This window comes from Alteromonas sp. 009811495, from assembly GCF_028865455.1.
GTDB lineage: Bacteria > Pseudomonadota > Gammaproteobacteria > Enterobacterales > Alteromonadaceae > Alteromonas.
This window is the reverse complement of sequence record NZ_CP113972.1, coordinates 1,644,370-1,661,500: the sequence shown is the minus strand read 5'-3', so window position 1 is coordinate 1,661,500 and position 17,131 is coordinate 1,644,370. Positions and strand designations below refer to the sequence as shown.

The 17,131-nt window shown below is 44.0% G+C and carries 16 protein-coding genes and 9 tRNA genes; 18 read left to right on the top strand and 7 right to left on the bottom strand.

Annotated features, from left to right (window positions below; genetic code table 11):
- Positions 1-42 precede the first annotated feature (42 nt).
- From kdsA to hemA, 6 genes are all read right to left on the bottom strand, one after another.
- Entirely contained in the window at positions 43-897 is an 855-nt protein-coding gene (gene kdsA / locus OZ660_RS07575) for a 3-deoxy-8-phosphooctulonate synthase (RefSeq protein WP_159625328.1), read from the bottom strand.
- 18 nt (positions 898-915) lie between these two features.
- Complete coding sequence (locus tag OZ660_RS07570) at positions 916-1,287, bottom strand: SirB2 family protein (protein WP_274743065.1); 372 nt, start codon at positions 1,285-1,287, stop codon at positions 916-918.
- 151 nt (positions 1,288-1,438) lie between these two features.
- Positions 1,439-3,025 (bottom strand): response regulator, encoded by a 1,587-nt coding sequence (locus OZ660_RS07565; protein WP_202264917.1) that lies wholly within the window; start codon positions 3,023-3,025, stop codon positions 1,439-1,441.
- Between the two features lie 109 nt (positions 3,026-3,134).
- Positions 3,135-3,989, bottom strand: a complete 855-nt coding sequence (gene prmC, locus OZ660_RS07560; protein WP_274743064.1) for a peptide chain release factor N(5)-glutamine methyltransferase — start codon at positions 3,987-3,989, stop codon at positions 3,135-3,137.
- Between the two features lie 2 nt (positions 3,990-3,991).
- Positions 3,992-5,077 carry a peptide chain release factor 1 gene (prfA, locus tag OZ660_RS07555; protein ID WP_226433048.1) on the bottom strand — a complete coding sequence of 362 codons (1,086 nt, stop codon included), beginning with the start codon at positions 5,075-5,077 and terminating at the stop codon, positions 3,992-3,994.
- Between the two features lie 15 nt (positions 5,078-5,092).
- Positions 5,093-6,367, bottom strand: a complete 1,275-nt coding sequence (gene hemA, locus OZ660_RS07550; RefSeq protein WP_274743063.1) for a glutamyl-tRNA reductase — start codon at positions 6,365-6,367, stop codon at positions 5,093-5,095.
- A 130-nt stretch (positions 6,368-6,497) separates the two neighbouring features.
- Here hemA and lolB point away from each other — a divergent pair, with 130 nt between their 5' ends.
- The 4 genes from lolB to OZ660_RS07530 all read left to right on the top strand — a co-directional run bounded on the left by lolB (position 6,498) and on the right by OZ660_RS07530 (position 9,074).
- The gene (gene lolB, locus OZ660_RS07545) at positions 6,498-7,127 is read left to right on the top strand and encodes a lipoprotein insertase outer membrane protein LolB (RefSeq protein ID WP_274743062.1); all 630 of its coding nucleotides are present in this window, start codon (positions 6,498-6,500) and stop codon (positions 7,125-7,127) included.
- The gene (gene ispE / locus OZ660_RS07540; RefSeq protein ID WP_274743061.1) at positions 7,124-7,984 is read left to right on the top strand and encodes a 4-(cytidine 5'-diphospho)-2-C-methyl-D-erythritol kinase; all 861 of its coding nucleotides are present in this window, start codon (positions 7,124-7,126) and stop codon (positions 7,982-7,984) included. Before lolB ends, ispE begins: the two co-directional genes overlap by 4 nt.
- Before the next feature lie 33 nt (positions 7,985-8,017).
- Positions 8,018-8,093 (top strand) — tRNA-Gln (locus tag OZ660_RS07535).
- A 33-nt stretch (positions 8,094-8,126) separates the two neighbouring features.
- Positions 8,127-9,074 carry a ribose-phosphate pyrophosphokinase gene (locus OZ660_RS07530; protein ID WP_159625344.1) on the top strand — a complete coding sequence of 316 codons (948 nt, stop codon included), beginning with the start codon at positions 8,127-8,129 and terminating at the stop codon, positions 9,072-9,074.
- Positions 9,075-9,150: 76 nt separating this feature from the next.
- Here the strand turns inward: OZ660_RS07530 and OZ660_RS07525 are convergent, their stop codons facing one another.
- On the bottom strand, positions 9,151-9,459 hold the full coding sequence (locus OZ660_RS07525; protein WP_201283861.1) for a hypothetical protein: 309 nt from the start codon (positions 9,457-9,459) through the stop codon (positions 9,151-9,153).
- A gap of 688 nt (positions 9,460-10,147) precedes the next feature.
- Between OZ660_RS07525 and OZ660_RS07520 the strand changes: the two genes are divergently transcribed.
- From OZ660_RS07520 to OZ660_RS07455, 14 genes are all read left to right on the top strand, one after another.
- Entirely contained in the window at positions 10,148-10,603 is a 456-nt protein-coding gene (locus OZ660_RS07520; RefSeq protein WP_226433044.1) for a ribose-phosphate pyrophosphokinase, read from the top strand.
- A gap of 228 nt (positions 10,604-10,831) precedes the next feature.
- Positions 10,832-11,458: a 50S ribosomal protein L25/general stress protein Ctc gene (locus tag OZ660_RS07515; RefSeq protein ID WP_274743060.1), complete on the top strand. Its 627-nt coding sequence runs from the start codon at positions 10,832-10,834 to the stop codon at positions 11,456-11,458.
- A gap of 5 nt (positions 11,459-11,463) precedes the next feature.
- Complete coding sequence (pth, locus tag OZ660_RS07510; RefSeq protein WP_159625350.1) at positions 11,464-12,045, top strand: aminoacyl-tRNA hydrolase; 582 nt, start codon at positions 11,464-11,466, stop codon at positions 12,043-12,045.
- Positions 12,046-12,086: 41 nt separating this feature from the next.
- Complete coding sequence (gene ychF, locus OZ660_RS07505; RefSeq protein WP_071814375.1) at positions 12,087-13,178, top strand: redox-regulated ATPase YchF; 1,092 nt, start codon at positions 12,087-12,089, stop codon at positions 13,176-13,178.
- Between the two features lie 139 nt (positions 13,179-13,317).
- Positions 13,318-14,268 (top strand): peptidylprolyl isomerase, encoded by a 951-nt coding sequence (locus tag OZ660_RS07500; RefSeq protein ID WP_274743059.1) that lies wholly within the window; start codon positions 13,318-13,320, stop codon positions 14,266-14,268.
- A 334-nt stretch (positions 14,269-14,602) separates the two neighbouring features.
- Positions 14,603-14,679: transfer RNA gene (locus OZ660_RS07495), tRNA-Met, on the top strand.
- Positions 14,680-14,711: 32 nt separating this feature from the next.
- Positions 14,712-14,796, top strand: a tRNA-Leu gene (locus tag OZ660_RS07490).
- 4 nt (positions 14,797-14,800) lie between these two features.
- Positions 14,801-14,876: transfer RNA gene (locus tag OZ660_RS07485), tRNA-Gln, on the top strand.
- Between the two features lie 33 nt (positions 14,877-14,909).
- Positions 14,910-14,994: transfer RNA gene (locus OZ660_RS07480), tRNA-Leu, on the top strand.
- A gap of 2 nt (positions 14,995-14,996) precedes the next feature.
- Positions 14,997-15,072: transfer RNA gene (locus OZ660_RS07475), tRNA-Gln, on the top strand.
- A 53-nt stretch (positions 15,073-15,125) separates the two neighbouring features.
- Positions 15,126-15,202 (top strand) — tRNA-Met (locus OZ660_RS07470).
- Between the two features lie 35 nt (positions 15,203-15,237).
- Positions 15,238-15,322 (top strand) — tRNA-Leu (locus tag OZ660_RS07465).
- A 4-nt stretch (positions 15,323-15,326) separates the two neighbouring features.
- A tRNA-Gln gene (locus tag OZ660_RS07460) sits at positions 15,327-15,402 on the top strand.
- Between the two features lie 257 nt (positions 15,403-15,659).
- Positions 15,660-17,066 carry an alanine/glycine:cation symporter family protein gene (locus tag OZ660_RS07455; RefSeq protein WP_274743058.1) on the top strand — a complete coding sequence of 469 codons (1,407 nt, stop codon included), beginning with the start codon at positions 15,660-15,662 and terminating at the stop codon, positions 17,064-17,066.
- The last annotated feature ends 65 nt before the right edge of the window (positions 17,067-17,131 follow it).

Below are 17,131 nucleotides of genomic sequence, written 5' to 3'. Positions count from 1 at the left end.
ATACGCCATCAACCTTACAAGATAACTAACGTCACGTATCGCTTAGGTATTACTGGTATCTAACGCATCAAAGCCTTTTACAAGTTCATCCAACGCTTTCATTTGCTGTAAATAAGGCTCTAGCTTAGCCAACGGCAATGCACACGGTCCATCGCATTTTGCCTCGTCTGGATTAGGATGTGCTTCAATGAACAAACCTGCAAGGCCAAGTGCCATGCCACTTCTAGCTAATTGCGCAGCCTGTGCTCGACGGCCGTCAGCTGATGTTGCACGCCCACCAGGCATTTGTAATGCGTGAGTTGCATCAAATATAACTGGCGCATATTCCTTCATCGCGTCCATACCCAGCATGTCTACCACAAGGTTGTTATATCCAAAGCAACTGCCGCGCTCGCATAAAATAACATTGTCGTTACCCGCCTCGCTTAGCTTGCCCATTATATGTCGCATCTCATGAGGGGCTAAAAACTGAGGCTTCTTAACATTAATTACATTACCGGTTTTCGCCATAGCAACCACCAAGTCTGTTTGACGTGCTAAGAAAGCCGGAAGCTGAATAACGTCTACCACTTCTGCCACTGGGGCTGCTTGATGGGGCTCATGAACGTCAGTAATTAACGGGACGTTAAACGTCGACTTAATTTCTTCGAAAATGCGCAAGCCTTCTTCCATTCCTGGTCCGCGATAAGACGTTACCGAAGAACGATTCGCTTTGTCGAAAGACGCTTTAAATACATACGGAATATTCAGCTTTTGCGTAACTTCAACATAATGTTCTGCAATACGCATTGCTAAGTCTCTCGACTCTAAAACGTTCATTCCGCCAAACAATACAAAAGGAAGATGGTTAGCGACTTCAACGTCACCAACGCGAATAATCTGTTGAGATTCAGACATGTTTATATCCAATATTAACTAAAAGAGGGGTTGCTTGGTGACTGCCACCATCGCTGTCGCCATAAGCACAGCTAACGCAGCAACAAAAAAGCCCCAACGTGCGACAGAGGTCTTGGCTTTCTTTAGCGCAAATAGGCCGAACACAATATAAAGCACAACGCCTATGACTTTGAATGTTAGCCATGCATTAACCAAGGGGTATTGAGATAGAATAACACAAAGCCAAATTGCACTTGCAAGTAATACTGTATCGATAATGTGGGGCAGAATTTTTACCCATTTTTTGGTGAGCGCGCTTGCATCAAACTGTGACCAAATAAATCTAAAAACGAAAAAAAGGATACTTAGTGCAACAGCCGTCAAATGAAGATGTTTTGCCATCATGTACATGGTCAATGTCTCGCTTATTGTTGTTATGGTTGTAAAAAAATACAGGTGCAAAAGCACCTGTAATTATCGTTGATTTAATTCGAAAAGTGTTACGCTTTTATGTGATATTCAAACTAAATGCCCAAATATCAATCACGACAGCTTCGCTGAATTATTTTGTGTCGTCAGGGTATTGCGCCTGTATCGCTAAAAATGCAGGTAAGTCGCTTAAAAGCAAAGACACTAACTCAGGGTCGAAATGCTTCCCACTTTCTTCGCGGATCACCGCTTCCACTTTATCGATAGTCCATGCTGGCTTATACGGACGTTCGTTAATCAATGCATCAAACACGTCGACAAGCGTTGCTATGCGGCTTTCGATTTGAATGCCATCTTGCGCTTTACCATCAGGGTAACCACGCCCATCCCAGCGCTCATGATGCTCTTTGGCCAATGTTGCAGCTAACTGAATAGTGGGTCGACTTGAATTCTTCAGTATTTGGTAACCGAACTCGGCGTGTTTGCGAATTTCAAAAATCTCATCTTCAGTGAGAGGCGTAGATTTGTGCAAAATCGATTTTGGCACAAAAGAGGTACCGATATCATGAAGAGGAATGGCGAGTTTAAGCGCGTTAACATCTTTTTCTTTTAGCCCTGCTTTTTGCGCAAGCAGTACTGACATCTCAATCATGCGTTTAATATGATTTGATGACTCGTTTTCGTGCTCAAGCACCTTACCAAGTCGCTCAATAATTTCACGCTGAGTTGCTTCGACATCTACCGTTTTAAGTACATTATCAAACGCGAGTTGCACACTATCAGAAAAGCGCTTTACAAGGTGTCTATCGCTTTCGCCAATTCTTCTAGGTAAACCAGAAAGATATAACAACGCCCCTTTATGCGACTTGCTATTACAATAAGCCACGACATGGTCTTCAGCGTAAACTATTTGTTTTTCGCGCATAGCTTTGGCGCACAAAGCGTATTCTTGGGGGCTGATTGCCTCTTTTAGCGCTACACCTTCCTTACTTGCATACTCGCCGTTGCCAGCAAAAACATAGAGCTCGTCTTTACCCATTGAGGATTTGACATTGCTTGGTGAATTAACCGTGTTTAACGTTCGTGACGTTGTCGCTACCGCTGTCGTAATGTAGGCCGCATCTTTAGAGCACCCTAATATTGAGGCTAACTGCTGGATGATACCCTGCATAAATTTTTCAAGGGAACGAGACGAAAACAAGTCGACCGAGGCGTCAATTATCTTTTCTAAACCGCGTCGGTTTTCTTCGATAACGATAATGTCTCTGTAGGAGCGTAGCGCAGCGATGATAACGGTAAACAGTTTTTGAGCCGTTAATTCAGTTTTTGATTTATAGTCGTTTATATCGTAATTGATAATAACGTCTTTCTCTGGGGCTTGACCGGGTTGCCCTGTGCGCAGAATTATACGAGTGAAGTGGTTATCGAGTTCGTTGCGAATATACTCGGCCACTTTTAACCCAGCGTCATCCGTTTCCATTACGACATCAAGTAAAACTACTGCAATATCATCGTGGTCTCTAAAGCAATTTTTGGCTTCCTCACCGCTGTAAGCACTGACAAATTCAAGCGTTTTACCATTTAAGCTAAAGTCGTTCAGTGCAAGTTTGGTAACGGCATGTACTTCAGGTTCATCGTCAACAATAAGTACTTTCCAACTACCCAGATCGTCATATTCATTTTCGTCATCGTCTTCTGCGAATAGAAAGTCGTCATTCATCTGGTACATCCTGTAAGGTAAAAGATTGTTATGCTTTACACTTTTTATTTTTATAGTGCGTCACAAAGATACTAATGCAAAACAGAATATAAGCAAACTTGCACGTTTTTCAACCACTAATTACACCAAATGTCACTCTGTCGTTTCCTCCGTAATCTTTAACCGATTTAACATCGCTAAATCCAGCTTCAAGCAGCAATGCTTGTATACGAGAAGCTTGATCAAACCCGTGTTCAAAGGCCAATAGTCCCTGTGCCTTTAAGTAATGAGGTGCATGTTTGATGATATGCTTGATATCGTCTAAACCGTCTTGACCTGCAATAAGGGCTGACTTAGGTTCAAAACGCACATCACCTTGAGCTAAATAAGGGCTTGTATCTTCGATATAGGGTGGGTTTGACACAATAACGTCAAACCTCAGATCGCCAAGGTCGCTAAACCAGTCGCTTTGTTTGAAGGTCGCATTTGAAATGGCATTTAACTTGGCATTCGACGTGGCCAAAGTCACCGCTTCTAAAAGAAAGTCGACACCAAAAACTTTGCTATCTTTGAGCTCTGAAGCGACAGCCAACGCAATTGCGCCGGTCCCCGTGCCAAGGTCACAAATATCAAGTGGAATGTCGTGCGCGGTCTTTAGGCGTTGATGAGCCCAATGCAGTACTTGCTCTACCAGTATTTCGGTATCAGGGCGAGGTATTAACGTGTGCGGTGACGTTTTAAGCGAAAGCGTCCAAAAGTCTCGCTGCCCAATAATGTAAGCGACAGGCTCACCTGATTGCCTTCTTTTCACTGCAACCTCGTACTGCGATTGCTCAATCGGACTTATTGTTTTATCCGGCCAAGTGAATAAGTGGGTTTGTGTTTTATTTAACACATGAGCCAATAATACTTTGGCATCAACCGAGGGCGATTCACCGCCCTCGAGTTGTTTTATTGCCCAATTGAGGGCGGTGTCAATTCGCATCGTTATTCGTCAGAAAGCGACGCCAATAAGTCAGCTTGGTGCTCTTGTAATATAGGGTCAATTAGCTGCTTTAAATCACCCTCTACAACTTCATCAAGTCGATAGATTGTCAGGTTGATACGGTGATCTGTAACGCGACCTTGCGGGAAGTTGTATGTGCGAATGCGCTCTGAGCGATCGCCACTACCCACCAAGCTTTTGCGGGTTGAGGCCTCTTCAGCGGCACGTTTTTCTTCTTCAATCTGATTCAAACGCGCTTGCAATACAGACATCGCTTTCGCTCTGTTTTTATGCTGTGAGCGCTCGTCCTGACATTCAACCACTAAGCCTGACGGCAAGTGAGTAATACGAATAGCAGAATCAGTTTTGTTTACGTGCTGACCACCCGCACCTGATGCGCGGAACGTATCAATTCGAAGTTCAGCTGGATTAATCTCAATGGCTTCTGACTCAGGAATTTCCGGTAATACCGCAACAGTACATGCAGAAGTGTGGATACGTCCTTGCGATTCCGTTTCAGGCACTCGCTGAACGCGGTGACCGCCTGACTCGAATTTCATAACGCCATAAACCCCGTCACCGCTAATATTAGCAATAACTTCTTTATAACCACCATGTTCGCCTTCATTGGCATTGACCAATTCAACACGCCAGCCTCTGCTCTCTGCATAACGACTGTACATACGGAATAAGTCGCCAGCGAAAATGGCAGCTTCATCACCACCAGCGCCTGCTCGAATCTCTAAGAAACAGTTATTGTCGTCGTTAGGATCTTTAGGCAGTAACAGCACTTGAAGCTCTGTTTCTAAGCGTTCAATGTCCGCTTTCGCTTCTTTCATCTCTTCTTGTGCCATTTCACGCATTTCTGCATCATCTTCGTTTAGCATTTCTAACGCAGACGCAAGATTTTCTTGGGCTTGCTGATAGGCATTAAAGCCAGCAACAACGTCTTCAAGCTGGCTAAACTCTTTGGATAGATTGCGAAACTTCTCTTGATCGCCGATAACATCAGGGTCACCTAACAGGGCCTGAACTTCTTCGAAACGCTCAACAAGATGCTCGAGCTTCCTAACTACCGACTCTTTCATATGCTTCTTATTACCTTATTTATTCTCTTCTGACATATAGTCAGACAATGCTAATGCTTGCCCTAGCCAACGACTTAACGCTGGATCATCGTGCATGGCGGCTTCGCGTAACGCCAATGTGGTAGGATGCAATAGCGCATTGGTTAACTTATACGCCATTTCTTCTAATACCGCTTCAGCTTCTTTTCCTTCTGCCAATTGTGCTTTGGCTTTTTCAACAATATCGTCACGCTGCGCCATGCCTTTTTGGCGATACTGTCTCACTAAATCGATTGATTGCTGCGACTGTTTCCATGTCATGTAGTCGCCAGCTTGCTTATCTATAAGCTTTTCAGCTTCGATTGCTGCCTGTTCTCGGTTTTCTAAATTCTTTTGAACAATATGCTGTAAATCGTCAACGGTATAAAGGTAAGCATCACCTAAGTCATTGACTTCTGACTCTATATCTCTTGGAACTGCGAGGTCTACAAGAAACATGGGCATGTTCTTTCGCTGCTTTAAAGCTTTTTCGACCATGCCTTTACCTATTAAAGGTAGTTGACTGGCCGTAGAACTGATCACTATATCGAAATCTTTTAGGTGTTCTGGCACCTGGGAAAGTGTATAAACACTTGCTCCGAGGGTTTCAGCCAATGCTTCGGCGCGCGCTACGGTTCTATTCGCAACCGCTATCTTGCTTACACCCTGCTCTTTTAAATGCTGCGCGACCAATTCAATCGTCTCGCCGGCCCCTACCAGCAGCACTGAGCGCTTGGGTAACTCGGCGAATATATGCTTGGCCAGCTGAACAGCTGCATAGGCAACGCTTACTGCGTTAGCACCAATATCGGTTTCGCTTCTCACGCGTTTTGCAACAGAGAATGTATGTTGAAATAACTTATCAAACTCGCTGTTGATCATTCCTGAGTGTTTTGCGTCACCGAAAGCTTGTTTTACTTGTCCAAGAATTTGCGGCTCACCCAGTATTAGTGAATCTAACCCGCTTGCCACACGCATGATATGCTTTACCGCTTCATCCTGCGCTAACACATAACTGTTGTTTGAAATTTCCTGTACATCTAAATGATGAAAATCACTGAGCCATTGCAGCAGTTTCTGGCCACTTTCATCTTGGGTATTCACATACAGTTCTGTGCGATTACACGTAGACACAATCACTGACTCGTCTACTCCTTCAAGCTTTTTTAGGCTCGCAAGTGCTTCCACCAATGAGTCAGGTGTAAAGGCCACTTTTTCACGTAATGCGACTGGGGCTGTTTTGTGGTTAATACCGAGGGCGAGTAAAGTCATTAAAATCTGTGCTGGCAACGTCGGAGCGGCATTGTACGAAAAAGCCAAAATGATTGAAAGTGTTGGTGAAACTGTGTTCCCATATTGTTACTACTATTTGTATTAATATTAATCAGGCGCATTTACTGAAATGATTCGCATTCTATTTTTATGTATCAGCACGTTTATTATGCTAAGTGCGTGTACCACTGCACCAAAAGGGCCACAGCACACGGTAAACCTTACTGCACAACTACAAAAAGTTGCCGAAGTTAACAAATGGCAAGTGCGTGGCAAAATTGCCTTTCGTCAGGGTAAAGAAGCGGCGAGTTTAAATCTAGTTTGGAAAAACGATTCTGGTAATTTCGAATTTCGATTAGCCAACTTTCTTGGCGTCACCATGGTAGACCTTAATGTTACCGATAATAAATCCGTTTTAGAGGCCGATGGTGAAACTTATATAGACGCTCAACCAGAACCGCTTATATATAATATTACTGGCATGATCATTCCTGTAGAATCTCTGCTCTCTTGGGTCAAAGGCCTTCCTCTTGAAAACGATTCTTACACGCTTACTGAAAAAGGCTTAGTTAATACTTTAGAAAGTACGTGCACCTTATGCCGTAACTGGAAAGTAAGTTATGGCAACTATGGAAGCGTTGAAACAGCAGCCAGTGACAACGTTTGGCTTCCACATAGTATTACACTTACACAAGAACAAACGGAAAATACACCGAAAACACAACTTAAAATAAAAATTTACGAGTGGACGCTCAATTGAAAACACAAGTAAACACAAAAGACTGGTGGCCTTCACCTGCCAAGCTCAATCTTTTTCTTCATATTCTTGGTCGCTACGAAAATGGCTATCATCAGCTACAGAGCTTATTTCAAATGCTCGACTACGGTGACAAGCTGGCCTTTACTATCGCTCAAAATTCAACCATAAAAATGTCCATGCCGTTACAAGGCGTTGCCGATGACGACAACCTTATTATAAAAGCAGCGCGTTTATTGGCAGAAAGAACACAATGCAAGCTGGGCGCAACAATAACACTTGATAAATGTCTCCCAATGGGCGGTGGCATTGGAGGTGGTTCATCAAATGCAGCAACCACCTTAGTTGCACTCAACCACTTGTGGAACACGGGTTTAAGTGAAGATGAGCTGGCAGCTCTGGGATTATCACTTGGTGCCGATGTACCTATTTTTGTAAGAGGGCTAACGGCATTTGCTGGCGGTGTTGGAGAGGAAATTACCCCTGCACCACAACCTGAGATGTACTATTTGGTTGCCAACCCTAATGTGCATGTGAGCACTGCACAAGTGTTCACAGCACCTGAATTGCCAAGAAATACCCCTGCAATACAATGGCAAGATTATAAATTTGAAAAAACTCACAATGATTGTCAGCAATTAGTCGAGAATCGCTATCCTGAAGTTGCAAAATTATTACAGTGGTTGGTACACTACGCACCGTCGCGAATGACGGGCACAGGTGCCTGCGTGTTTGCCACTTTTTCTGACCGCGCTTTAGCCGAGCAAGTTCAAGCAGAAATGCCTGATAATTGGCAGAGCTTTGTCGCAAAAGGTGTGAACCGCTCACCACTATTAGATAAATTAGAACAACAAAAATAGCGTGTACGCCACATCGGACAAGAACTTAAAAATTGGGGTATAGCCAAGTTGGTAAGGCAGCGGGTTTTGATCCCGCCATTCGTAGGTTCGAGTCCTGCTACCCCAGCCAAACCTCTTTTATCAACGCACTGAGGAACCACTTGTGCCAGATATGAAGCTCTTTGCAGGTAATGCCGTACCAGAACTTGCCCAGAAAGTTGCCGATCGCCTCTATACCAAACTTGGAAATGCCAAAGTTGGCCGTTTCAGTGACGGTGAAATCAGCGTAGAAATTCATGAAAACGTCCGTGGCTCGGACGTTTTTATTATTCAGTCTACCTGTGCACCTACTAACGATAACCTAATGGAATTGATCGTGATGATCGACGCATTGCGTCGCGCATCAGCTGGTCGTATCACGGCAGTGATCCCTTATTTTGGTTATGCACGCCAAGACCGTCGTGTTCGTTCAGCTAGGGTACCAATCACTGCGAAAGTAGTGGCTGACTTCCTGTCTAATGTTGGTGTTGACCGCGTTCTTACTATCGACCTCCACGCCGAGCAGATTCAAGGGTTCTTTGACGTTCCTGTAGATAATGCGTTCGGTACGCCTATCCTTCTTGCTGATATGGTAAGAAGAGATTTTGTAGACCCGGTTGTTGTATCACCTGATATTGGTGGTGTTGTACGCGCTCGTGCAACGGCTAAGCTACTTAACGATACGGATCTTGCCATTATTGATAAGCGTCGCCCTAAAGCGAACGTCGCTCAGGTAATGAACATCATTGGTGATGTGAAAGACCGCGACTGTATTATTGTCGACGACATGATTGACACAGGCGGTACGCTGGCAAAAGCAGCGGAAGCGTTGAAAGCGCATGGTGCTCGAAAAGTATATGCTTATGCTACTCACGCTATCTTCTCTGGAAATGCTGTAAACAATCTTAAAGAGTCTGTGATCGATGAAATTATTGTGACTGACTCTATCCCACTAAGTGCAGAAATGCAGAAAATGGGTAAAGTTAAGCAACTTACGTTGTCTGAGATGCTTGCAGAAACCATTCGACGTATTAGCAACGAAGAATCTATTTCTGCGATGTTTGAGTACTAATTGCACTTGATGTAAGCAAACAGCAAAAAGGCGAGCATGGCTCGCCTTTTTTAATTACATTCGCGAATGCAGCCCATTAGTTATCGTCGGTATCGTCATCTTCTTCGGGCATTTCAACATCAACTACCGGAACTTCGACTTCTTTAGTGACAGTACGCACTTCAACATCAGCTGTTTCTACTTCGTACTCTGGAAGTTCACCACCGTCGACGTCGACTGTTGGCATTTCTCCGTCCTCTGTTTTAACGACTTCATACTCAGGAATTTCGCCTGCATCAACGTCAACATCTGGCATCTCACCATCTTTCGTTTTATTTACATCGCACGCGCCCAGAGTAAGCGCAAAACTTGAGATTGCTAGAATTTTACCTAAATGTTTCATCATTTTCTCCTTAACGTATTGTTTCGCTGCGCTTATACATCCATGCACAGAAAATAAGGTATTGTGCTAAATAGCCCTTGAACCCAAAAACATATTTTGGGTTTAACACGCTCGTGCGACCTTAAAGACACCCTACCTTTCTTTGACAAAACGATTGTTGCAGTCATTATACCAAAGTGAATTACGTCTCAATTCTTATGAGATTCAAACGAATCTCGCCTGCTAAAAAATTTGCATTCAAAAAAGTGATAAAAAAGAATACTTTTTCTATGTATTACTCGTATGCACGACAACGCTAACCTACTGATTAAATTGCGTTTAATTCCTTCCCCTTCAATTAGATAGCGACGACATCAACGTTACAAAAGACACAATAATGCAGACTTTATTTTGTGACATGCATCAGGTAAATAGAGGTTAGTGACAAAATAATACAGGTGTGATTTGAAGTGATTTAAACCGGCTGTTAAGAAATGGTTATGGTCACAAGTGTATAATATGGTGTTAATCAATGTAGAAATTACTCAAGCTGAAAAAGAAGGAATGGCGTTTTACTCAATGCTTATCGCGCTAAACATATTTTGCCTCCACCTTCACTTTCTGCTAACACTATAGCCAAATAGTAGGTAAACACCTACCAGCTCGGTTGTTAATGTGTACAGCCGTAATTCTATTTACAAAAGGAAGAGAAATGAAAATATCCTCGCTATGTCTAATTACTGTAGCGACATCAACTCTGCTACTGTCTGGTTGCAATAATAAAGAAGAGAATGGAGACGCTACTGTGGCTGATAAAAAAGAGATGCAGAGTAATGCCGAAAGCGCCAAACCTAAAGCGCTAGAAGCAGAACCCGTCAAGCAAAGTGCGGCAATAGAATCGTCAAAAACGCAATCTGTCACACTCACAGGCTCTATTATATATAAAGAGCTGGAAGGCGGTTTTTATGCCTTTATTGCCGAAAATGGCGACCGCTATACCCTACATGGGCTAGACGAAACCTATCAAAAGAATGGGTTAATTGTCGAAGTTAATGGTGTTACAAAACCCGATGTAATGACATTCACTCAATTCGGTACCGTATTGCAAGTAAACACTATCAAGGTACTTGATACCAGTAAGGTGATTGATAACATTCAAACACAATAAACACACTATATAAGTTGCATCCGCATAAATAGTGTGATTACAAGCGCCTTAGTGGGCGCTTTTTGTTTGCTAGTAATTGTATGTTTGTAGTTGTGGTGTTAGAATTCGCCGCCCTTGAAATTCGAGGTGGTGTAATGACGTGCTTTTTGAGTACGGATAAACACAATTTAACAGTAGGTTTTGGTCGCAAAAACCTACACCATTAGACTTTATAATTGGAGACAGACAATGTCTGAAGCAATTTTTAACCTAGACGCATCTGTTCGTTCAGACCTAGGGAAAGGTGCGAGCCGCCGCCTACGTCGCGAAGATAAGCTTCCAGGTATCATTTACGGTGGTGAAGAAGCGCCAGTTTCTATCACGCTTGCACACAACAAAGTATTTCAAGCTTCTGAATTTGAAGCGTTTTACTCACACGTTCTTACTTTGAATGTAGACGGTAAAGCAACTGAAGTTCTTGTTAAAGATATGCAACGTCACCCGTACAAGCCAAAGATCATGCACATCGATTTCCAACGTGTAATCGCTGGTCAAGCTGTACACACTAACGTTCCTGTTCACTTCATCAACGAAGAGAAATCTGCAGCGGTTAAAGCTGGCGGTGTTGCTGAGCATCACCTAACAGAAATCGAAGTGACTTGTCAGCCTAAAGATCTACCAGAGTTCATCGAAGTAGACATGGCAGGCGTTGAAATGGGTCAAACACTACACTTGTCTGACCTAACACTTCCAGCTGGTGTAGCTTCTGTTGAACTTGCTAAGAACGACGAAGCACACGACCTAGCGGTTGTAACTGTTAAGCCTGCTAAAGGCGCAGCAGCTGAAGACAGCGAAGAAGAAGCTACTGAGGAATAATCCTCTTGGCTGATATTCGCCTTATCGTGGGTCTGGGTAATCCAGGCCCCGAATATGACAATACCCGACACAATGCCGGCGAATGGTTTCTAAACCAACTTGCCGACACCTATAACGCCCCGCTAAAACCAGAAACAAAATTCTTCGGTAAAACGGCTCGCATTACCATTGCAGGCAAAGACATTCGATTGCTCTACCCCACCACCTTTATGAATAAGAGTGGTCAAGCGGTTGCAGCACTTGCTAACTTCTACCGAATAGAACCAGAACAAATATTAGTTGCGTTTGACGAGCTCGATTTACCCCCTGGTGTAGCAAAGTACAAAGTGGGTGGCAGCTCCAGTCAGAACGGCGTGCGTGACATTGTGGCTAAAATGGGTAACAACAAGAATTTTTTACGTTTGCGTATAGGCATTGGGCATCCTGGACACAAAAGCCGTGTAACCGGTCACGTGCTAGGTAAGCCACCTGCAGATGAAAAAGCAGCAATTGACAGCGCGATTGATGAAGCGGTTCGCTGCACCGAAATTCTGCTTAAAGAAGACCTAAAGCAAGCGCAGAACAGGTTACACTCGCATAAAGCGTAACCGATTAACAGTGATTACTTTTCCAGACAAGGATCCATACCATGGGTTTTAAATGCGGTATTGTTGGCCTACCGAACGTAGGTAAATCAACACTTTTCAATGCATTAACTAAAGCGGGTATTGAAGCGGCTAACTTTCCCTTCTGTACCATCGAACCGAACACTGGTGTAGTACCTGTGCCAGACCTTCGTTTGGACAAGCTAGCTGAAATTGTAAATCCTCAGCGCGTTATTCCTACCACGATGGAATTCGTAGATATTGCAGGGTTAGTTGAAGGCGCGTCTAAAGGTGAAGGTCTTGGTAACAAGTTCTTGGCTAACATTCGTGAAACTGACGCAATTGGCCATGTAGTTCGCTGCTTTGACGATGAAAACATCGTGCACGTTGCTGGTCGCGTTAGTCCGAAGGACGACATTGACGTTATCAATACCGAGTTAGCACTTGCTGACCTTGAAACAACTGAAAAAGCGCTTCACCGTGTAGCAAAACGTGCTAAAGGTGGTGACGCAGACGCCAAGTACGAAATGAAAGTACTTGAGAAGATTAAGCCGCATCTTGACGAAGGCTTATTGCTTCGTTCACTTGAGCTTTCAAAAGAAGAACTGGCAGCTATTAGCTACATGAACATGCTTACGCTTAAGCCTACCATGTATGTAGCGAACGTTAACGAAGACGGTTTTGAAAACAACCCATATCTTGATCAAGTTCGCGAAATTGCAGCAGGTGAAAATGCGACTGTAGTGGCAGTGTGTGCTGCTATTGAAGCAGACATTGCTGAACTTGAAGATGACGAGCGTGAAGAATTCATGCAAGACATGGGTTTAGAAGAGCCAGGCCTTAACCGCGTTATTCGCGCAGGCTACAGCCTACTTACGCTGCAAACCTACTTTACTGCTGGTGTAAAAGAAGTGCGCGCATGGACCTTCCCTGAAGGCTCAACTGCACCGCAGGCAGCAGGTAAAATTCACACCGATTTCGAAAAAGGCTTTATTCGTGCGGAAATCGTAAGCTACGACCATTATGTAGAGTTTAATGGCGAACAAGGTGCGAAGGACGCGGGTAAATGGCGTTTAGAAGGTAAAGACTACATTGTAAAAGACGGCGACGTTATCCACTTCCGTTTTAATGTATAAAAGCGTTACCTTGATGTGTAAGCATCAATGACAAACTTTTGTTAAAGCCACCTGTTCAGGTGGCTTTTTTGTTTTAAGTTTGAGCAAACCTAAACACCCTGATATAAAAGTGTTTTCACGTCTCATCAACGGAAGCGAAATGAGTAGAAACACCGTATCTGACAAAAAAGCAGCCATCATTAAGCGTTTTACGCTAAAAACACTTATTCTGATGTCGTTGGGCGTGCCAATAGCAACGCTACCAGCGCTTGCTTCTGAACCTAGCGAGAAGTTGGCAAACACAAGTCAATCCACTGTGAACAGTAACACCGGTAAATGGTTTGAAGTCGCTCAACAACAAACTGTCACGTTTACTACACCATTAGGTGATGTGGTTATCGCGCTACACCCTGCCCTTGCACCTAAACATGTCGCTCGGTTTAAAGCGCTGATTAACGCTAAGTTTTACGACAATCAACATTTTTACCGGGTTGTTGATGGCTTTGTCGCACAAGCAGGAAGTAATGACAGCCATGATGCGACTAAATTCGAGCCTGCACTTTTGTCCGATATTGACGCTGAGTTTACGCAGCCCCTTTCTGGGAATGTCGTATCGATTGAAGACAAAGATATGTTTGCCCCTAAGACCGGTTTTTTAGACGGGTTTGCTGTTGGCATCGACAAAGATAAACAACAAATGTGGGGGTTACATTGTCCAGGTGTTGTTGCTTTTGCTCGTAACAGCGAAAAAGATACCGCGAGTACTGAGTTTTATATTGTGATTGGTCAAGCGCCGCGACATTTAGACCGAAATATGTCTGTGGTCGGCCGCGTTGTTAAAGGCATGGATGTTTTACAAAAACTGCCAAGAGGTAATCTCGCAAATGGCGGTGTACTCGATACATTGGTGGAAAACAGCACTATTCTTAGCGCCAAAGTACATAAGCCCCAAGATACCCCGTACTTTATACAGACTACAAACAATGAAGAGTTTAAACAGCGCATTCACATAGGTAGAACGCTCGATAACCCGTTTTTTCACGATAACAGTTATGGCCCTCGCCCAATCGATGTGTGCTATCACCAAACCAAAGCGACGACGACACCATAAACTCAATTATTTTGGTTAGCATGGAATTAAAATACGGCTTCAATGGTACGAGGCCGTATTTGTTAATCGCGGTTTAGCACTAAAGCATTGTATAAAACTTGTCCAATATGCTTTATTGATACTGCCTATCACTGCACTTTTGGCAAATGACAAACTATAATTCTATGCGGCAAGAATCTCTCAAGTTGTTCAAATTCGCCACTTTTTGAGTGTTATTCGTACCCCAGCGAACACTTAATAAGCATTTAGAAAAAGTTAGTAAAAAAGGGGTTGACGGTTGCCAGTCATATACGCATAATACGCGCCACTTCCTGAGAGGGAAGAGAAATAAAGAGGCTACGTAGCTCAGTTGGTTAGAGCACATCACTCATAATGATGGGGTCGCAAGTTCGAATCTCGCCGTAGCCACCATATTTCTCGATAATCTTAGGAAAATTAGCTGCGCGGAAGTGGTGGAATTGGTAGACACGCTGGATTTAGGTTCCAGTGCTTCACGGCGTGAGAGTTCAAGTCTCTCCTTCCGCACCACGACTGGGGTATAGCCAAGTTGGTAAGGCAGCGGGTTTTGATCCCGCCATTCATAGGTTCGAGTCCTGTTACCCCAGCCATTCTTTTTTAAGAATATTGCAGTTAATGTCTATGCGGAAGTGGTGGAATTGGTAGACACGCTGGATTTAGGTTCCAGTGCTTCACGGCGTGAGAGTTCAAGTCTCTCCTTCCGCACCAATTGGGGTATAGCCAAGTTGGTAAGGCAGCGGGTTTTGATCCCGCCATTCATAGGTTCGAGTCCTGTTACCCCAGCCAAATTCTTGAGAAACCGCTCACAGAGCGGTTTTTTATTGAAAATAAAAGTGTAAGGCTACGTAGCTCAGTTGGTTAGAGCACATCACTCATAATGATGGGGTCGCAAGTTCGAATCTCGCCGTAGCCACCAACTTTTATATTTCCTTAATTGGAAAGTCTACACATGCGGAAGTGGTGGAATTGGTAGACACGCTGGATTTAGGTTCCAGTGCTTCACGGCGTGAGAGTTCAAGTCTCTCCTTCCGCACCAATATTGGGGTATAGCCAAGTTGGTAAGGCAGCGGGTTTTGATCCCGCCATTCATAGGTTCGAGTCCTGTTACCCCAGCCATATTCTTGAAAAGCCGCTCTTTTGAGCGGTTTTTTATTATTTGCTATATCCAAGTTCAAAACTTCATAGTCACCCGCTTTTTTCTTCCCCCATTTTTGATAATGTCATGCTAGTATTGAGCTTTTATGACTGATGGACCTACTCTTTTCTATACCAGATCGGCAATTTAACCACGCGAAACTGCTATGCGGGTACGGTAGTGTTAATTTGCTGCGATGTGTTGTCTGAGTCCTAATAACAATAACAAAGGAAAGTGCGTGATCAACGAACTCGTTTCTATTGTAAACAACGTGTTGTGGGGAGATGGCCAAGTACTCATTATCATGCTTCTGGCGTGTGGTATTTGGTTTACGGTAAAGCTTGGCGGCGTGCAGCTGCGACACTTTGGCCATATGTTTTCCCTGCTAAAAGGCAGTAATACAGCAACAAAAGACGGCATAAGCTCATTTCAAGCGCTTTGTACAAGCCTATCAGCTCGGGTTGGAACCGGTAACTTAGCGGGTGTTGCCGTTGCCATATCTTTAGGTGGCTCTGGCGCTATATTCTGGATGTGGATGATTGCACTTTTGGGTATGGCAACGGGCTTTGCCGAAAGTGTGCTAGGCCAGCTTTATAAAGTGCGCGATGAAAACGGTGAATTTCGTGGCGGTCCTGCTTATTACATCAAACAAGGCTTAAATAAAACCTGGCTTGCAGTAGCATTTTCTTTGTGCCTTTTCTTCGGCTATGGGTTTGTATTTAGCGCCGTACAGGCCAATACCATTACAGATGCACTTAACAACGCCTATGCATTTCCAAGTGAATACGTAGGTGTTGCTATTATTGCCTTGGCAGCACTTATCGTTGTAGGTGGTTTACGCGGTATCGCACGCTTTGCTGAGTACGTTGTGCCTTTCATGGGTATAGGCTACGTATTAGTGGCACTTGCAATCACGTTTATCAATATTTCAGAACTGCCAGCTATGCTTCTCGATATCGTTAAATCAGCATTTGGTTTACAAGAAGCCGGTGCTGGTGCACTTGGCGCGGCGATTAAAAACGGTATTCAGCGCGGTTTGTACTCTAACGAAGCCGGAAGCGGCTCTGTACCTCATGCTGCAGCAAGTGCAGTGCCTAACCCTAATCATCCCGTTTCACAGGGTTATATACAAATGCTAGGCGTGTTTTTGGACACCATGGTGCTGTGTACCGCCACGGCATTTATTATTTTACTTGCCGGCGGTTCAAGCTCAGAGCAAATGGAAGGTATTCGCCTAACGCAAGACGCCATGAGCAGTCATTTGGGTGAAGGCGGAACAGACTTTGTTGCCGCTGCCATTAGCTTATTTGCCTTTACTTCTGTGGTAGCAAACTACGCCTATGGCGAAAGTAACCTGCACATGTTTAAGCTAGATAACCGCGCTGGACGCGCTGCGTATACCATTGGTTATTTGGGAATGATTTACTGGGGTGCGCAGGCAGCGCTTCCACAAGTGTGGGCAATGGCAGATATGGCGTTAGGCTTAATGACGGTAATTAATATTATCGCTATTGTGTGGATGACGCCGACTATTGTTTCTATCAGTAAAGACTACTTCAAGAAAAAAGACAGTGGCGAGAAAGTGGAATACAAAGCGGGCGATTGCGACATTCAAGGTAAGTCTGAAGACGGGGTGTGGGACTAACGCGCTCTAGTTAACGACTAGAAAAGGAGGCGAAGGCCTCCTTTTTTTGTTTTAGGTACTTGCCG